Below are 18,464 nucleotides of genomic sequence, written 5' to 3'. Positions count from 1 at the left end.
GTGGCGGCGGCAGCGGCGGTGGCGCGGGCGGGTGCACGGGCCGCACGCCGCGCGGTCACGGGGGCCACGGCCGCGGTGCCCGCTCTCCGCGCGCGGCGTCGGAGCAGGTGCCGATGCCGCCGCCAAGGCCGGTGCAGGTGTCCGTGCCCCGGCCGCCGGCGGCCCCGCGGCCCGGCCCCGTCACGCCGGGGCCACCAGCAGCGGTCTGGCACGCTCGCGCAGCTCGGCCACCCGCGGCTCGTCGCCGTACGGCTCCAGCCGGTGCAGCAGGTCGCGGACGTACTCCGTGGTCCGGGCGGAGGAGATGCGGTTCGCGACCTCCACCGCCCGCGTACCCGCCGCGCAGGCCGCGTCCAGGTTGCCCGACTCCAGCTCCGCGACGGCCGAGACGACCAGCCGCAGCCCGTGCGAACGTACGAACTCCTCCGTCGGACGGGAGAGCGCCTTCTCGGTGAAGCGGCGCACCTGGCGCGGTGCCTTCAGGTCGCGGTAGCACTCGGCCGCGTCGGCGGCGAGGCGGTCGTAGGAGTAGAAGTCCAGCCAGGAAGGGTCGGCGTCGCCCTCACGGGAGCGTTCCAGCCAGCCCTCGGCGGCGGCGAGGGCCGCGCCGCAGGCCTGCGAGTCGTTCGCCTTCGCGTGGGCGCGGGCCTCCACCAGCCGGAAGAAGCTCATCGTGCGGGCCGTCGCCAGGCCCCGGTTGCGCTCCAGGGCGGCCTGCGCGAGGTCCACGCCCTCGTCCGCGAAACCCCGGTAGGTGGCCTGGAGTGACATCGATGCCAGCACGTAGCCGCCCAGCGGTACGTCGGCCGCCGCGCGCGCCAGCCGCAGCGCCTGGATGTAGTACCGCTGCGCCGCCTCCTGTTGACCCGTGTCGAAGGCCATCCACCCGGCCAGGCGGGTGAGTTCGGAGGTGGCGCCGAAGAGCGCGCGGCCCACCTCGTCCGAGTACGCGCCCAGCAGCAGCGGTGCGGCGTCCACCCGCAGGCACTCGGGCACCATCGACGAACGCCAGTCCCCCCCGCCGTACTTGGAGTCCCAGCGGCGCGCCTCGTCGGCCGCCTCACGGAGTTTGGAGACGTCGGTGTGGCCGACACGTATCAACTTCGGTCCCTGGGACCCCGTTTCACCGCTCTCCGCGGCGCCGCCGCTCAGTGCCGCGGCGGCGGCAGCGGCTGCCGCCGCCGCGCGGGCGGCGTCGGTGTCCCGCGCCACGGAGCTGTCGGCCGGGGTGATCAGCCAGCGGGAGGCGGGCGTGGCGTAGGCGCTCACGGCGAACGAGCCCGCGAGCGTCTGCCAGATGCCGCCGCCGCGCCGGCCGCCCAGATCCAGCCGGTACAGGTCGGTGGCGGCCTTGACCGCCGCCGCGACGTCGCGCGGGAACGCGAGACCCACCTCCGGCGCCGGATCGGCGTCCGCCAGCCCTATCTCGTGCAGTGGTACCGGACGCCCCAGCTTGCTGCCGATGGCGGCGGCGATGAGGTGGGGCGCCGCTCCCTGCGGCACCATCCCCTTCGAGACCCACCGGGCGACCGACGTCTTGTCGTAACGAAGCGTCAGACCGCGCTGGGCTCCGAGGTCGTTGACCCGGCGGGCCAGTCCGGCGTTGCTGATTCCTGCGAGGGCGAGAACGGTGCCGAGCTTCTCATTCGGCCCGCGTGGCTCCCTGGACATGCGCACCCCTGACACACACCGACGGCCGCCCCGTGACGAACGCGGAGCACCCCTGACCTCCAACTCCGGTCAGGGGCTTACCCGTTCGCCTTGGCACGGGAAAGTTACTGCGACCCAGCGTAGTTCGCCGCATCCCGACCGTTAAGGGTTGATATCCCGGATGGCGGGATTCGTGTCCGTGTCCGGGGGGCGTCTTACGGAGGGATGGGGCATGTGCTCCTGGTGTGTGGCCATGCGCCCGCCCATGCGCTCTGTGCCCGCCCGAGCGGAAGCGCTTCCATGTGAGTCGCGTGGGTCGGCCCGCTGAACCGTACGAGCGGGCTGGGGGAGAACGCCGTCTTCATTCCCCGCGGACGGCGGTTCGGTCCGGGGGACGTGGTCGTCCCCCGGACCCAGATTTGGCTGAATGACACCGGTTGACTCACCCGGCATATTCCTTCTCCGCCCAGCAGGCCGGGGACGCACACCGGGGCGCGCGGTCGCGGCGCACCTCACAAAGACGTGCGCCCCGTGAGCGCCTCCACCCTGCCCTTCTCGTGGCAGCATGGTCACAACAGCGGCTGGCAGCGGCGTCTTTCGGGCTCCGCGAGCCCCTGGACATGTTGACCTTCCGGGCCCTTCGGGCCCGTCGGTCGCTTTGGACGGCACGGGCGGAGGCGGGGCGGCGATGCGATGGCTGGTGGGGTGGAGCAGCGCCGCGGGTGGTCCGGGAGCGAACGGCAACGGGCACGGCAACGGGTACGCAGGCGGCCACCGCGGCGCGCACGGCCCCGGCACGGGCAACGGCTCCGGCGTCGGCAACGGCTCCGGTGCGGGCTCCGGCACCGGTGAAACGGTCCGTCCCGTCGGCGCCCAACCGCTGTGGGAGGACCCCGACCCGCTCTGGGCCGTAGGCGACTGGCGCCCCGACGAAGTCCGCGTCATCCACGCCGAACCAGGCCACCAACTCGCCGTCCTCGGCCACTGCGGCGCCACCGACGAACAGCTCCGGGTCGGCCTGTACGCCGCGCGCGGCGGCGCGTTCCGCCACCTCACCGCCTGGCCGGGCAGCTATACGGCGGTCGCCTGCGTCGGCCGCCGGATCACCGTCACCACCGACCTGGCCGGACTGCGGCCCGTCTTCCACACCCCCTGGGCGGGCGGCAACGCCTACGCGACGGCCGCCCTCCCCCTCGCCGACCTGGTCGAGGCGCAGCTCGACATCTCCCACCTCGCCGCCCTGCTCGCCTGCCCCGACGCCCCCGAGGCGCTGGGCGACGGCACCCCGTACGCGGGGGTGCGCCGCGTACCGCCGGGGCACGCGCTGATCCTCCGCGACGGCAGCTGCGAGATCGCCAGCTACGAACCGACCGCCTCCACCGTCCTCTCCGCGCCCCCGCCCGTGGACGTGGACACCGCCGTGGCAGGCGTGCGCGACGCCCTGGTGGAGGCCGTACGTGCCCGGATGACCGCGCCCCGGCACGCGTACGAGGCGGACTTCGACCGCCTCGACCCCGGCCCCGTCCCCGGCATGGGCCCCGCCCAGCGCCGCGCGGCCCGCGGCGGCCGACCCGGCCCCGCGCCGGGCATCGGCGCCGACCTGTCCGGCGGCCCCGCCTCCGCCACGCTGGCGCTGCTCGCGGCCGGACTGCCCGGCATGCCCGGCACGGTGCTCGGCACCGGCGGCGCCGAGGCGGGCGAGCGGCTCCTCGCGGTCACCTTCAACGACCTGACCGCGGCGGCGGCCTCCGGCTCGGCCGCCCCCGAGAGCGCGAGCGGCGGCTACGCGGCGGAGCTGGAGCGCGCCCGCGCCCTCGCCGAGAACCCCCGGCTGCACCACGTCGTCGTCACCGGCGGCGAGGAGGCGCTCCCGTACGCCGACCTGGAGAGCGGCCCGCTGACCGATGAGCCCGCCCCCTCCCTGGTCTCCGCCGAACGCCACCGGCTGCGCCTCTCGGCCGGCAGCGCCGACCACTTCGTGGGCCTCGGCGCCCGCCAGGTGCTCGACGCGCACCCGGCCCGCCTCGCCGACCTGCTGCTGGACCGGCGCCGCCGCCACCTGGTGCGCCCGGTGGCGGCGCTGGCCCGCGCCGAGGGTGCCGAACGCGGCCTCTCCGGAGGCAGCACGGTGCTGGCCCCGCTGACCGTCTACCGTGCCGCACGCCGCCTCGCCCGTACGCCCTACCGCGCCGGGGTGGAGGAGGCGGCGGCCCGGCTGCGCGAGAGACGCTTCGCCGACGAGGGCTTCGGCCCGCCGGGCCACGGGGACGAAGTGACCGCGCTGGACGCCTCGCTGGCCGCCCTCACCTGGTGCCGTCCCGGGCCCGCCGCCCGCTGGATGACCGGGGAGGCACTGGCCGAGGTGTCCCTGCGGCTGGAGGCCGCTGCCGCCGCCCGCCCCATCGCCGAACGCCCCGGCGAGCGCCGTGCCCGCGCCGCCCTCGCCCGGCAGGCCGCCGACCAGCGCGTGCTCGAACAGGCCGCCGAGATCCGCAACCAGCGCCTGCACGCGCCCTTCTACGACAACCAGGTCGTACGGGCCTGCCGCGCCCTCCCCGAAGCCGCCCGCGTCAAACCGGGCGCCCGGGTCTCGGTACTGCGCGCGGTCCTCGCGGGCGCGGGCGTACGCGACCTGCCGCCCGGCTGGGGCGCGCCCTCGCACGCCCCGCACATCGCCTCCGCACGCGCCGGGCTCCGGCTCGCCGCGAGCGACCTGATCGGCTTCTTCGACGCCCCGCTGCTCGCCGACGCCGGACTCATCGAGGCCCGCGTCGTACGCAAGGCGCTGCGCGCCGCGGCGGACGGCGAGCCGCTGCCACTCGACGGGCTGGCCGACCTGGTCTCGACAGAGGTGTGGCTGCGGCGGCTGCTGGCCCGGCGCGGCACCTGCTGGACGGGCTCCGCCGCGCCCCGCCGACGCGCGGCGGCGGCCGGGGTGACGCCCGGCCCGCAGCGCCCGGCGCTGTGAGCGCCGTTGACCGCGCTCGCGGCAGGGGTCCCGTACGGCCGTGAACGCCGCGTCCGATTTCCGCCGGTCCGGCCGCCCGATTCCCCGCACACTGGGCACCTGACCAGGAAACACAGGGAAGGGAAAGGGCCATGACGGTCTACACGACCCTCGACACCCCGCTCGGCGAAATCCTGCTGACCGGCGAGGAGGCGCCCGGCGCCGACGGCGGGCTCACCCTCACCTCGCTGTCGATGCCCGGCCGACGGAACGCGCCCGTACACGGCCCCGCCTGGCGCGCGGACCCCGGCCTGTTCGGCGGCGCCGTACGCCAGCTGCGGGCGTACTTCGCGGGCGAGCTGACCGAGTTCGACCTGCCGCGTACGGCGCCGGGCGGCACGGCCTTCACACGCCGCGTCTGGCGCGCGCTGGAGACCATCCCGTACGGCACCACCACGACGTACGGGAAGATCGCCGAGCGGATCGGCGCCCCGCGCGCGGCGGTGCGCGCGGTGGGGTCCGCGATCGGGGCCAACCCGCTGCTGATCATGCTGCCCTGCCACCGCGTGATCGGCGCCAACGGCTCGCTCACCGGCTACGCGGGCGGGCTGGAGCGCAAGGAGGCGCTGCTCACGCTCGAGGGGGCGCTGCCGCCCCGGCTCGGCTGAGCGCGCGGCGCCCGCCTGCTCGCGCGCGGCGCCCGCCTGCTCGCGCGCGGCGGCCCAAGGCAGCAGCGGGGCAAAATTCCGGCGCCCTTGTCCGCCTTCCCGGTGACAATGGGGTCGTGCGGTATCTGATTCTGGGCGCGACCGAGGTGCTGGACGAGCACGGGCAGGCCGTTCCCCTCGGGGGACACCGGCTGCGCGCACTGCTCGCCGCGCTCGCGCTGCGCGCGCACAGCGACGCCGCCGTGCCCGTCGAGGCGCTCATCGCGGAGGTCTGGGCGGACCCGGACGCCCTGCCCGGTGACGCGCCCGCCGCCCTCCAGGCGCTGGTCGGGCGGCTGCGCAGGGCTCTGGGCAGGGACGCGGTGGAGTCGCTCCCGGGCGGCTACCGCCTGCGCGCCGCACCGGACGACGTCGACCTGCACCGCTTCGAGCGCCTCGTGCGGAGCGGGGAGCGGGCGTTGGAGGCGGAGGAGCCCGCGAGGGCGGCCCGGCTGCTGCGCGAGGCGCTGACCCTGTGGCGCGGCCCCGCCCTCGCTGACCTGCCCGACCGCGTCGCGGCCGCCGCCCGCCCGGAGGGACTGCGGCAGGCGGCCGTCCAGGGGCGGATCGCCGCCGACCTCGCCCTCGGCCACGCCGCGCGGCTGCTGCCCGAACTGCGCGAGCTGGCCGCCGCCCGCCCCTTGGACGAGCCCTTGCAGGCCCTCCACCTGCGCGCCCTGTGCGAGGCGGGGCGCCCGGCCGAAGCGCTGGAGGCGTACGAGACCGTACGGCGGGCCATCGCGGACCGGCTGGGTGCCGATCCGGGCGCGGAACTGCGCGCGCTCCACGCGGCCCTGCTGCGGGAGGCGCCCGGCCTGGCGCGCGAAGCCGCCTCCGTACCCGGTCCGGCAGCCGCGCACACCCCCCGGCAGCCGCCGCCACCCGCCTCGCGCGGGAACCTGCGGGCCCGGCTGGACAGCTTCGTCGGCCGCGAGCACGATCTGGACACCCTCGCCGCCGACCTCGCCGCCGCCCGGCTGGTCACCCTCACCGGGCCCGGCGGCTCGGGCAAGACCCGGCTCGCCGAGGAGACCGCCGCCGCCCTGCCGTACCGGGACGGCGCCTGGCTGGTCGAGCTGGCGCCGCTGGACCATCCCGCCGCCGTGCCCGGCGCCGCGCTCAGCGCGCTCGGGCGCCGCGAGACGGCCCGGCTCACCGGCGGCATCGAGGGCCCACGTGCGGGCAGCTCCGAGCACGCGAGCGCGTCCACCGCACGCCTGATCGAGCACCTGGAACACCGCGAGCTGCTCCTCGTACTCGACAACTGCGAGCACGTCATCGACGCCGCGGCCACCCTCGCCGCCACGCTGCTGGAGCACTGTCCCGGCCTCGTGGTGCTGGCCACCAGCCGGGAGCCGCTGGGCGTGCCGGGCGAGGCCGTACGGCCGGTCGAACCGCTGCCGCCGGTGCCCGCGCACCGCCTGTTCGCCGAGCGCGGTGCCGCCGCGCGGCCGGGCTTCGCACCGGACGCGACGGTGGCGGACCGTACGGCCCTCGCCGAGATCTGCCGCCGCCTGGACGGCCTGCCGCTCGCCATCGAACTGGCCGCCGCCCGGCTGCGCGCCCTCACCCCGCGCCAGATCGCGGACCGCCTCGACGACCGCTTCCGGCTGCTCACCCAGGGCAGCCGCACCGTGCTGCCGCGCCAGCAGACGCTGCGCGCGGTGGTGGACTGGTCCTGGGACCTGCTGGACGGACGGGAGCGTACGGTGCTCCGGCGCATCTCCGTCTTCGCCGGCGGATGCACGCTCTCGGCGGCGGAGTACGTCTGCGCGGACGGCCCGGCACCGGACGGGGCGGTCCCGGGCGGCGCGGCACCGGACGGCGTCCCCGTCAGCGAGGACGACGTCCTCGACGCGCTCGGCACGCTCGTCGACAAGTCCATCCTCATCGTCGACACCCCGCCCTCCGCCGCCCACACCGGCGTCCGCTACCGCCTGCTGGAGACGATCCACGAGTACGCCAAGGAGCGCGCCGCCGAGTACCCCGAGGACCGGGCGGCGGCCGAGACCAGGCACACCGCGCAGATGCGCCGCTTCGTCACCGCCGCCGAGCCACGCCTGCGCTCCGCCGACCAACTCGCCTGGTTCCCCCGGGTGGAGGCCGACCTCGACAACATCCGCGCCGTCCTCACCCGCCTCCTGCACGCCCGCGACGCGGACAACCTCTTCGCCGTGATCGACGCCGTCAGCTGGTTCTGGTGGCTGCGCAACTACCGGGACGAGGGCGCCGAGTGGATCGACTGCGCCATGCGGCTGCTGCCGAGCGAGCGCACCGCCCGCGACGCCGAACAGGAGGTGCGCTGGCGTGAGTTGCAGCTGCTCATGTACTTCCTCCTGCACGAGCACCAGAACCAGGAGCTGCTGGGGCAGTACACGAACACCGAGTCCGTCACCCGCGGGGTCGTCGAGACCTTCCGCCGCCCCGGGCCGCGGAGCACCCGCTTCCCGGGCCTGCTCTGGCCGTTCTCCGCGTATCTGACCCGCGGGGTGGAGGAGGTCGGCGCGCTGATGAACATCTCGGTCACCAACTGCCGTGTCCTCGGCGGCGCCTGGGAGCTGGCCGTCACCCTTCTCTTCCGCGCGCACCTGCGGGTCGACATGCCCGGCGGCCTGGCCCGCGCCGTCGTCGACCTGCCGGAGATCGACTGCCTCGCCGAAACCACCGGTGACCGCTGGCTGATCGGCCATGTCGCCGCGCTGCGGGCCGAGATCGCGCTGATCCATGGGAACTACGACGCGGCCCGGCGCGAGTACGAGGTCGCGCTGGGGCACGCGCAGGCGCTGGGCGCGCTGACCGAGATGCCGTTCCTGCTCGTCCGCATCGCCGAGGCGTGGTACCGGCAGGGGGACAGCGAGCAGGCGGAGAGGCTCGCGCAGCGCGTGCTGGAGGACGCCGAGGCGCTGAACGTCATGGACGCCCGCATCTTCAGCTCGTTCCTGTGCTCCCTCATCCGCTTCGACCGGGGCGACATCGTACGGGCGCGCGCGCTGATGGACGAGACCTCGCGCCTGGCGCTGCTCGGCAGCCCGCCCGCCATGTTCGACGCGATCACCGCCGCGCAACGGGCCCAGCTCATGGCGGCCGAGGGCGGCCCTCCGCTGGAGGCCGTGCGGCAGGCGCGCGAAGCGCTGCGGCGGGCCGAGAACGGCCGGGTGGCGGAGGGGCTGTGCGCCGGCGTCCTGCTGGCCACCGCCAACGTCACGCTCGCCGCCGGGCATCCGGCGACGGCCGTGCGGCTGGCCGACGGAGCCCGGGCGATGCGCGGTGACCTGCCGGCGAGCGTGCCCGAACTGCGCCGGGAGGGTGAACTGCGCGCGGTGGCGGGCGGCCTCGGGGCGCACGGCGCGGGGGAGGGCGGCGCCCGGTTGAGCCTGCGGGAGGCCGAGGAACTCCTGACCGCCGTGCTCGGCGAGACCTCCCGCCCGGCGGGGGACGGGGCGGGCGGGGCCCGCAGCGCGACCGCCACCCGCCTCGCGGGTGGGCGGTAGGGCGGCGGCGCTGAGCGCCCTGGGTCCGCCGTGAGGCACCGCAGGTGACGCCGCGCGCCGATCGCTCAGCGAGTGCCTTCAAGGAGCGCCTTGAGGGACTGCCTTCAGGGAGTGCCCGCGCTGCCCGGACCGCCCGGACCGAGGGGGTCCAGGGAGCCGACGGGGCCGTCGCCGCCGAGGGCCGTGCGCGCGACGCGCTGCGCGAAGTCCCGCCCCGGGCGCCCGGCGGGCCCGTCCGCCGCGTTGAACTCGCTGACTCCGGCAAGCGGTTTGAACTTGCCGCACAGGCGGTCGAGGCTCGGAGGCCCCGGCCGCTGGGCGCCCGGCCCGCCGCCGGGCGGCCCGCCGGGGCCGTTCGGACCACCCGGGGTGCCGGGATTGCCGGGGCTTCCCGCGTTGCCCGGGTTGAAGGAGTCCTTGTCCAGGCAGTTGAACGGGAAGCGGTTCGGCGGCTTCGGGACGGGCGGAGGCGTCGGAGCGGGCGCGGGCGGAGCCGGCTTCGCAGGCGGCTCCGGGGCCGGCTCGGGCGGCGGAGGCGTGGGCTCCGGCTCCGGGGCCGGCTCGGGCGGCGGCGCGGCCGGAGCGGTCTCCGGCTCGGGCTCGGGCTCGGGCGCCGGAGCCGGCGGCTCCGGCGCGGGGCGCGGCGGCGGCTTCGGCGGCGGGGCCCCGGGCTGGTGTCCGGGGCCCGGCTTCTCGGGCGGAGTCGGGGCGACCGGCGCGGCCGACGGCTTGGCCTGCGGCTTCGGCAACTCCTTGTCGCCCCCCGACATGGCGAGGGCGACGGCGATACCGGCCGCGGTCATGATGCCCGCCGCGATCCCGACCTTGGCGGGCGTGCCCAGCCCTTCGCTCGCGGCGGCGCCACCGGCCGCCGCGCCGCCCGCCGCGCCCGTACCCGTACCCGTACTCGCCGTGCCGCTCGCGGCGGCGGCCACCCCCGCGCCGCCCGCTGCGGCGGCTCCGCCACTGCCGGAGATCAACCCGCCGAAGGCCTTGGCGCCACCGGCCGCGAACCAGCCGATGAACGCCGTCGGGAGCAGCAGGCGGATCTCGCTGTTGAGGTCCTTGACCTCCATGGCGGCGGTGCGGCACTGGGCGCACTCCTCCAGGTGCTTGCGCAGCCCGCGTTCCGCCCGCATCCGCAGCCCGCCGCGCGCGTACGCGCCCAGCCGGTCCGCGTAGCGGGCGCAGTCGCCGCCGGAGGTCAGGGCATGGCTGACGTGCGCCTGGAGATAGGCCTGCTTGAGCTTCTCCCGTGCCCGGTGGGCCAGCACGGCCGTCGCGTTGTCCGAGAGGCCGAGCAGCGGCGCGACGTCCTTGGGCGACTCGTCCTCGACGGTGGTGTGCCACAGCACCGTCTGGTACTTCTCCGGCAGGCTGCGGAACGCCTGCACCGCCAGCGAGCGGTCCGCCTCCCGCATCGCCCGTACGTCCGCGCCGGGGTCGTGCGCATCCCCCTCGGCGGCGGAGGCGTCGGCCGACTGGGCGAACACCGCGAAGTCCTCGACCAGTTGCTCCCGCTTGGCGGTCCTGGTCCAGGCGGCGGCCACCCGCCGGACCGAGGTCAGCAGGTAGGCGCGGACCGCCGTCTGGGGCCCGGAGCCGCCCCGTACGGCCTGGAGGGTGCGGGTGAACACCTCGTTGGTCAGGTCGTCGGCGGTATGCGAATCGCGGCAGCAGCTACGGGCGTAGCGGCGCACGGCGTCCGCGTGGCGGCGGTACAGCTCGTCGTACGCGTCGGTGTCGCCCGCGCGCATCCGGGCGACGAGGGTGGTGTCGGGCAGTTCGTCGCCGCTCTCGCCTCGCCGCCTGAGCTGCCGGGGGACGCTGGCCGCACTGGACACGTCACCGGCCTGCTCACCGGCCTGCTCCCCGGACGATCCGGCCGGGCCGCCGCCGGTGGAGCCGCGCGCGGCGCCGCCCGTCCCGCGGTCCACCGGACCGCCCTGCCCCGGGACCAGGGGCGCCGGGAACCCGGCGCCGGTCTCCCCGCCCTCTGTGCCGTGCGGGTCCTCGCGCCCCTCAACGCCCACAGCGGATTCCCCCGTTCGCGCCATCGCCGCCAAACATCGGGTAAGAGTGCCACAGAGGAGAAGATTGGGACGCGATCAAGGACAACAACCACTCGTACGAGGTGAGTTCAGGTATTGTGCCCCGCCCTCAAGCCGAAGCGTGGTCGCCCGTACGCGCGCCGCGCCCCGCGCGAGGCAGCGCGGCGCACGGCGGGCGGGCAGCGTACGGCGCCTGAGCCGTCAGTGGACGGGGCGCGAGCGCAGGCCCTCCAGCAGGATGTCCAGCAACCGCGCGGAGGCCGCCGCCTGCTGATGCGCGTCCGGCAGCATGGGCGCCGCCGTCGCTATGACCAGCAGGACGTCGCCGACCGTCACACCGGCCCGCAGCTCACCCGCCGCCCGCGCCCGCTCGACCAGCTGACCGACCACCTCGAGCAGCTCGGCCTCGCCCGAGTCGTCCGCCGCCGGGTCGAAGTCGCCCGGCTCCAGGCTCCCCGCACCTCGCTCGCGGGCGAGCTGCGCCGGCTCGGGCGCCGCGCGCTGCTCCACCAGGACCAGCCCCGGCTGGCGCTCCCGGGCGGCCTGCCGCTGCTGCGGCACCCGCACCCCCGCGTCCAGCTGCTCGGACCGGCCCTGACCGCCCTCGCCGCCCTCCCCCGTGCTCTCGACACCGCTCGCCGCTTCCCCCGCGACGGCGCCCGCCTCGTCCTCCACCGGCCCGGTGCGCAGTATCCGGGGAGGCAGCAGCCGCCCCGCACCCGAGGCGACCGACGTGCGCAGGAAGCGGGAGAGAGCCGCCCACGGCTGCTCCTCCTGCCCCAGCGCCGTCTTCGCCTGCTCCGTCAGCCGGGCCGTCTCCTCCTCCGCTATGCGGCGGACCAGCACGTCCTTGCTCGGGAAGCGGCGGTACACCGTCCCGACGCCGACCCGGGCGCGCCGCGCCACGTCCTCCATCGGCGCGCCGTACCCCAGCTCGCCGAAGACCTCACGCGCGGCACGCAGAACGTGCTCCAGATTGCGCTGGGCGTCGACGCGCAGTGGAGTCGCGCGTGATGAGTCCTGAATCCCCTGAATGTGCATAGATGTTCCCCCGGTAATGATGTCTCCCCCCGGAGACCCCCGCCCTCGTGTGGTCGGTGCCGCTCTCAGTCCGCAGAGCGCTCCGACGGGTAACGAACATAGTTGAGCCCACGTCAAGTGAGAAGAGGGCACCTCCCCGGGCCCCCGGCCCCGATTGGAGTACGGGTCGGGAACGGCGCGCCCAGCCCTCCTCCGCACCCCCCTGCGAACTCGTGCTGACCTGCGCCGACTCCCTCCGGTCAAGCCGCCGCGGTGAAACGGACCAGATACCTCCGTCGGTCATACAATTTGCTGGACCTGTGGACAAACACCGGACGGCGGGTGCGTCATGGACATGTGACGAAGGAACCCGTGCGCATTCTCGTGGTCGGCGGCGGCTATGTCGGCATGTACACCGCCCTGCGGCTCCAGCAGACCCTGAAACGGCAGCTCGGGCGCGGAGAAGTGCAGGTCGTGGTGGTCGACCCCGAGCCCTACATGACGTATCAGCCCTTTCTGCCGGAGGCAGCCGCGGGCTCCATCTCACCGCGCCACGTCGTCGTGCCGCTGCGCCGCACGCTGACGAGATGCCAGGTCGTCATCGGCGAGGTCAAGAGGATCGACCACGCCGAGCGGGTCGCCGTGATCGAGACCCTGGCCACGGCCGAGGACGGCACCGACGCCCTCGAGATGCCGTACGACGAGCTGGTCCTCGCACCCGGCTCCGTTTCGCGCACCCTCCCCGTCCCCGGACTCGCCGAGCACGGCATCGGCTTCAAGACCGTCGAGGAGGCCATCGGCCTGCGGAACCACGTCCTCGAACAGCTCGACATCGCCTCCTCCACCCGCAGCCCCGAAGTCCGCGACGCCGCGCTCACCTTCGTCTTCGTCGGCGGCGGCTACGCGGGGGTCGAGGCGCTCGCCGAACTGGAGGACATGGCCCGCTACGCCTGCCGCTACTACCACAACATCCAGCCGGACGACGTGCGGTTCCTGCTCGTCGAGGCCAGCGACCGCATCCTCCCCGAGGTCGGTGCGGAGATGGGGCGCTACGCCCTCCGCGAGCTGCGCGGGCGCAACATCGACGTACGCCTGGACACCCGGCTGGCCACCTGCGAGGGCCGGGTCGCCGTGCTCAGCGACGGCTCGCGGCACCCCAGCCGCACCCTGGTGTGGACGGCGGGCGTCAAGCCGCACCCCCTCCTCGCCGCCACCGCCCTCCCGCTGGACGAGCGCGGCAGGCTGCGCTGCACTCCCCAGCTCCGCGTGCACGGCACCGAGCACGCGTGGTCGGCGGGCGACGCGGCGGCCGTACCGGATCTGGCGGCCGAGGATGCGGGCAGCCCCGGCGCCCTCTGCGCGCCCAACGCCCAGCACGCCGTACGCCAGGCGCGACGGCTCGCCGCGAACATCGCGGCCTCGCTGGCGGGGGAGGAGCTGACCGACTACCGGCACACGTACGCGGGCTCCGTGGCCTCGCTGGGCCTGCACAAGGGCGTGGCCCACGTGTACGGCCGCAAGGTCAAGGGCTACCCCGCCTGGTTCATGCACCGGGCCTATCACCTCAGCCGGGTGCCCACCTTCAACCGCAAGGCAAAGGTGCTGGCCGAATGGACCTTGGCGGGACTGTTCAAGCGCGAGATCGTCTCCCTCGGCTCACTCGAACACCCACGCGCGGAATTCGAACTGGCGGCTGGTACGGGTCGCCGTCCCGAGGCCCCCTGAGCCCTTCGGGGGCCTCGCGGGAACTCCGCGGCGCCCCGCACCGTCCGACGGGTGTCAGTGCCCTCGGCCACGCCGGACGTGTGACCATGGGTGGGGCCGCGTCTGCGAAGAGTGACAGCCAGGCATCTCCCGTGACACAGATCAGCAACACCTGACGCACGCACAGGACAACGCGAGGAATCGGACGACGTGAACTTCACGCGCTGGAGCGCCCGACTGCCCGGCACACAGCGGCGCACCGCCGCCGCCCAGGCGGCGAAGGCGGCCGAGACGGCCGAGGCGGCGAAGACCGCCGACGCCGGCAAGGCGGCACCGGCGCGGCGCAAGCCCGCCGCGGGCGCCAGGCCCGGCCGCGGCAGCCCCCCGGCCCGCGAGCCCGAGGTCGACGCCGGGACGGCCGGTCCAGGCACCGGCACCGTCCCGGCCGCGCGGGGCGAGCGGGCCGCCGCCGGCCCGGACGGCACCGGGAGCGCTGAGAGCGCAGAGAGCGCAGAGAGCCCCAGCGGTCCCAGCAGCCCCGACGGCCCCGGGAGCGACGGCCGCCGTACCGACCCGGCCGCCCCCGCACCATCCCCCGCACCCGACGCGCCCGACCCGGTCGCCGCCGCAGGCGTGGCCCGCAGCATCGACGCCCTCTCCGTACACGACCTCCTCGGCCAGGTGCCCGCCCTCGCCGCCGTCGTCTACGGCGCGGAGCACCGCGTCGCGTACGTCAACGACGCCTACGCGCGCGTCTTCGGCCCCCGCGACCGCGGCACCCCCGCCCGCAGCGGCCTCCCCGAGCTGGCCGCGCTCGGCCTGCTGCCCCTGATGGACCAGGTGCTGCGCAGCGGCAAGCCCCGTACGGTCAAATCGCGGCGCGTCCAGGGCCGCGACCGCCCCGGGTACTACACCTTCACCTGCACGCCCATCTCCGCCACCGACGACGACGGCGTGCTGATCTTCGCCGCCGAGGTCACCGACCAGGTCGAGAGCGCCGAGCGGCTCCGGGTGAGCGAACGCCTCCAGCGCGAGGCCGCCGTCACGCTCCAGCGGAGCCTGCTGCCGCAGGAGCTGGAGCAGCCCGACGAACTGCGCGTCGCCGCGACCTACCAGCCCGGCGGCACGGACGCGGCCGTCGGCGGCGACTGGTACGACGTCATCACCCTCGGCGCCGGCCGCACCGCCCTGGTCATCGGCGACGTCATGGGCCGCGGCGTACGCGCCGCCGCCGTCATGGGCCAGCTGCGCACCGCCGTACGCGCGTACGCCCGGCTCGACCTCCCGCCGCACGAGGTGCTCCAGCTGCTGGACGGCCTGGCCGCCGAGATCGACTCCAGCCAGATCGCGACCTGCGTGTACGCCGTCCACGACCCGAGCGAGGGCCGTCTCCACTACGCCTCGGCGGGCCACCTGCCCATCCTCGTGAGGGACGTCGAGGGCGCGGTCCACTCGACCGCCGAACCGACCGGACCGCCGCTGGGCACCGGCGGCTGGATGCACACCACCGGCTCGGTCCCGCTGGAGCCGGGCGCTACCGCCGTGCTCTACACCGACGGCCTCGTCGAGCGCCGCGACGCCGACATCGACGAGGGCATCGCCGCGCTCGAACACGCCTTCGCGGGGGCGACCGGCGACCCGCAGGTCATCTGCGACCGCATGCTGCGCGCCATGCGGATCACCGCCGAGCACGACGACGACGTCGCCGTGCTCGTCCTCCAGCACCCCCGCCGTACGGGGGCGCAGGCCGATCTCTTCCGCGGCGCCTCGCTGGAACTGCTCGGCGGTACGGAGGCCGCCTCCCGAGCCCGCGCGTTCGCCTCGGGCGTGCTCACCTCCTGGCGCTTCCCCGCCGAGCTGCACGATCTCGGGGTGCTGGCCGCCAGCGAGCTGGTCGCCAACTCCCTCCAGCACGGCACCCCGCCGATGCGGCTGCGGCTGCGCCGCACGGACCGCAGGCTGACCGTCGAGGTGACCGACGGCGACGACCACCTGCCGCGCCGCCGCCGTGCGGAGCCTGCGGACGAGGCCGGCCGGGGCATCTCCATCGTCGCGACGATCGCCGCGTCCTGGGGCTCGCGCCGCACCCTGGGCGGCGGCAAGGCGGTGTGGTGCGAGTTCCCCCTGCCGGAGTGAGCGTGGCGGGGGCGCCGGCCGTCTCCGCCACGCGCCTGCTCAGACCGCGGCCAGCTGCCCAGCCTTCGCCGCGGGCGCGCTGTCCGCGCCCGCAGGCCCGCTCCCGGAGCTGCCCCCCGAGCTGACCCGCAGGCTCCGGCGCGGGGTGTCCTGCGCCGGGGTCAGATGCCGCCCGAGCCACAGCGCGAGCACCGTAACCCCCAGCGAGCAGCCGACGAGCAGCACGATGTACACGACGAACGCCCCCTGCGCCGCCAGGAGACCGCCGATCGCCGGGCCCACGGCCACCCCGAGCTGCTTCACCAGGGCGAACGCCGAGTTGTAGCGGCCCACCATCCGGCTCGGCGCCAGATCGGCGACGAGCGGCGCGACCGTCGGCGACAGCATCGACTCCCCGAGGCCGAAGAGCGCGTACGTCGAGATCAGCAGCGCCGTCGCGACCCCCTGCATGTGCGGCACCAGCCCGGAGAGCCCGGCCGCCAGCCACGCCACCATCCAGATCAGCCCGACCAGCGCCACTACCCGGCTGCGCCGGCGGCCCTCCACCAGCCGCAGCACCACGAACTGCGCCAGCGCGATCACCGCCGTGTTGGCGAAGAGCGCGAAGCCCAGCGTGGACGTGGAGATCCCGGTGACCTCGACCCCGTACGCGGGCAGCCCCGACTCGAACTGCCCGTAGCAGGTGAAGAAGAGCACGAAGCCCAGCACGCACAGCAGCACCATCGCCCGGTGGTTCAGCAACTGCCGCCATCCGGCCTCCGGCTGCTGCCCGGCGCCGTCCGAGGGGGCACCGCCGTCCATGGTCACGGTCTTCGGCAGCTTCACGGCGAGCAGCACCGCGCCCAGCACCAGGAACATGGCTGCCTCGACGCTGAAGAGCATGGTGAAGGTGCCCGGCCGGTGCTCGTCCGCGATCTGGCCGCCGAGCAGGCCGCCGAAGCCCATCCCCAGGTTGATCAGGAAGAACTGGGTGGCGAAGGCGTGCGACCGGTTGGCGCTGGTGGAGCAGTGCACGATCATCGTGGCCAGCGCGGGCTGGAGCACCGCGACACCCCCGCCCATCACGGCGGAGGCGACCAGCACGGAGGGCGCGCTGCCCGCCAGCCCGAAGCCCAGCGCCCCGGCGGACGCGGCGACCGCGCCGCCGAGCGCCACCGGCATCGGCCCGCGCCGGTCGATCACCCGTCCCACCAGGGGCAGCACCAGCAGCGCCGCGGCGGCGAAGGCCGCGAGCACGACACCGGCCGTCGTGGCACCGAGATCCCGCACGTTCGCCACGTAGATGAACAGATACGGGATGGTGAAGCCGCTGCCGAAGGCCGCCAGGGCGTTTCCGAGCTGGATACGGCGCAGGGTCGCGCCCATCGCGGTGGTCACACTCACCTACCTAGGTAGTCGGGGGCTGAGAGCCCAAGAGTTCAACACTAAAGTTCGATGCTAAAGAGTACACAGCGCAAGCGTTCGAGCCTAATCAGTTCCGTGGCATACTTCCGCCATGCCGGACCTACCGCCGCCGCAGCAGAAGTCGCTCGACGAGCAGATCGCGATCTACCAGCGCGAGTACCGCGACCTCGACCCCCAGGTGGAGAAGGTCGTCAGCGCCGTGAGCCGCCTCGACCGGCGTATGAGCGTGGCGTACGGGCGCAGCCTCGCGACGCTGGGCCTCAGCAACGCGGAGTGGGAGGTCCTGCGGGAGCTGGTGATCGCGGGAAAGCCGTACCAGCTGTGGCCCGGCACCCTCGCGAAGCGCCTCGGACTCACCCCGGCCGCGATGACCCACCGCGTCGACCGCATGCTCAACGACGGGCTGGTGACACGGGAGCGCGATCCGGACAACCGGGTCCGCGTCATCATCGGTCTGACCGACAGCGGCCGGGAGAAGTGGCTCCAGGTCATGCGCCGCGCCTCGGTCTTCGAGGAGCAACTGCTCCAGGACCTGTCGGGGGACGAGCGGGGCGTCCTGGGGGAGCTGCTCACGCGCCTGCTCCGCCGGGTGGAGACGGCCCAGCACGACGCGGGCGGCCGGCTCACCGATCTGGACTGAGCGGGTGCGGACAACTGCCCCCGCGATCACGGCAATTGACGGCCCGCGGGACAGCACACGCGCGGGCGGCGGCTCCGTTTGACACGGCCCCCGGCGATCCGTAGTGTCCTCCGGGCTGCCACGGGGTTGTTGTGACCTCGGGTGGCCATCCCGCTGTCTTCGTGACGGCATCCATTTCAGAAGTGTGATTTCCCTCCGGGGATGATTTCGGCGTGCCGTAATCGCTTCGGAAGGCCCGGTTTGGAATTCGGGTGGGTGATCCTCTAACGTGGTGGACACGCCGAAAGGCGAAAACAGCAGGACCGCAGTACACAGTAGGAACCCCGCTCGACCGGGGGCAGGACCGGGAAAAGGATCTGCTAGAGTCGGGAACACGAAATACCGAAGGGAAAGCCCGGAGGGTGTCGGAGACGGCATTCGAAGGAAGCGTCCGTTCTTTGAGAACTCAACAGCGTGCCAAAAGTCAACGCCAGATATGTTGATCCCCCTGCCATTCGGGGTCTGCCTGCAAGTCTGTGGGTGGGTTTCGGTGGTGGTGGTTCCTTTGAATGATGTTGTACAGCGAGGACGCTGTGGTCGGCTGGATTATTCCTCCGGTCGACCCGCTCTCGTGCTGCTTTTTAAAGCATTCACGGAGAGTTTGATCCTGGCTCAGGACGAACGCTGGCGGCGTGCTTAACACATGCAAGTCGAACGATGAAGCCGCTTCGGTGG

The 18,464-nt window shown here is 74.5% G+C and carries 10 protein-coding genes and 1 rRNA gene; 7 read left to right on the top strand and 4 right to left on the bottom strand.

All coding sequences use genetic code 11. The annotated features are described in order from the left end of the window. Positions 1-180 precede the first annotated feature (180 nt). Entirely contained in the window at positions 181-1,671 is a 1,491-nt protein-coding gene (locus H299_RS0122470) for an NsdA family TPR-like regulatory protein (protein ID WP_027750237.1), read from the bottom strand. Positions 1,672-2,338: 667 nt separating this feature from the next. Between H299_RS0122470 and H299_RS35635 the strand changes: the two genes are divergently transcribed. The 3 genes from H299_RS35635 to H299_RS35630 all read left to right on the top strand — a co-directional run bounded on the left by H299_RS35635 (position 2,339) and on the right by H299_RS35630 (position 8,795). Beyond that, positions 2,339-4,618 carry a macrolactam cyclase family protein gene (locus tag H299_RS35635; RefSeq protein ID WP_037760087.1) on the top strand — a complete coding sequence of 760 codons (2,280 nt, stop codon included), beginning with the start codon at positions 2,339-2,341 and terminating at the stop codon, positions 4,616-4,618. Positions 4,619-4,749: 131 nt separating this feature from the next. Continuing rightward, entirely contained in the window at positions 4,750-5,265 is a 516-nt protein-coding gene (locus H299_RS0122460; RefSeq protein ID WP_027750236.1) for a methylated-DNA--[protein]-cysteine S-methyltransferase, read from the top strand. Positions 5,266-5,381: 116 nt separating this feature from the next. Beyond that, the gene (locus tag H299_RS35630; protein ID WP_051262735.1) at positions 5,382-8,795 is read left to right on the top strand and encodes a BTAD domain-containing putative transcriptional regulator; all 3,414 of its coding nucleotides are present in this window, start codon (positions 5,382-5,384) and stop codon (positions 8,793-8,795) included. 104 nt (positions 8,796-8,899) lie between these two features. Here the strand turns inward: H299_RS35630 and H299_RS35625 are convergent, their stop codons facing one another. Together H299_RS35625 and H299_RS0122445 are read right to left on the bottom strand one after the other, a co-directional pair. Further along, complete coding sequence (locus H299_RS35625) at positions 8,900-10,852, bottom strand: sigma-70 family RNA polymerase sigma factor (protein WP_078512945.1); 1,953 nt, start codon at positions 10,850-10,852, stop codon at positions 8,900-8,902. Positions 10,853-11,047: 195 nt separating this feature from the next. Beyond that, positions 11,048-11,887, bottom strand: a complete 840-nt coding sequence (locus H299_RS0122445; protein ID WP_027750235.1) for a helix-turn-helix domain-containing protein — start codon at positions 11,885-11,887, stop codon at positions 11,048-11,050. A 387-nt stretch (positions 11,888-12,274) separates the two neighbouring features. Between H299_RS0122445 and H299_RS0122440 the strand changes: the two genes are divergently transcribed. Next, on the top strand, positions 12,275-13,591 hold the full coding sequence (locus H299_RS0122440; protein ID WP_051262737.1) for an NAD(P)/FAD-dependent oxidoreductase: 1,317 nt from the start codon (positions 12,275-12,277) through the stop codon (positions 13,589-13,591). Positions 13,592-13,780: 189 nt separating this feature from the next. Then, complete coding sequence (locus tag H299_RS0122435) at positions 13,781-15,706, top strand: SpoIIE family protein phosphatase (protein WP_027750233.1); 1,926 nt, start codon at positions 13,781-13,783, stop codon at positions 15,704-15,706. Between the two features lie 39 nt (positions 15,707-15,745). Here H299_RS0122435 and H299_RS35620 read toward each other — a convergent pair whose 3' ends face one another. Beyond that, positions 15,746-17,083 carry an MFS transporter gene (locus H299_RS35620; RefSeq protein ID WP_078512944.1) on the bottom strand — a complete coding sequence of 446 codons (1,338 nt, stop codon included), beginning with the start codon at positions 17,081-17,083 and terminating at the stop codon, positions 15,746-15,748. Positions 17,084-17,201: 118 nt separating this feature from the next. On the opposite strand from H299_RS35620, the gene H299_RS0122425 reads away from it, so the two are divergent. Next, entirely contained in the window at positions 17,202-17,750 is a 549-nt protein-coding gene (locus H299_RS0122425) for a MarR family transcriptional regulator (protein WP_027750232.1), read from the top strand. Positions 17,751-18,378: 628 nt separating this feature from the next. Next, positions 18,379-18,464, top strand: a 16S ribosomal RNA gene (locus H299_RS0122420); the annotation flags it as partial.

The organism is Streptomyces sp. CNH287, from assembly GCF_000424825.1.
Note: the sequence above shows the minus strand (reverse complement) of the source record. Positions and strands in the feature narration are given on the sequence as shown.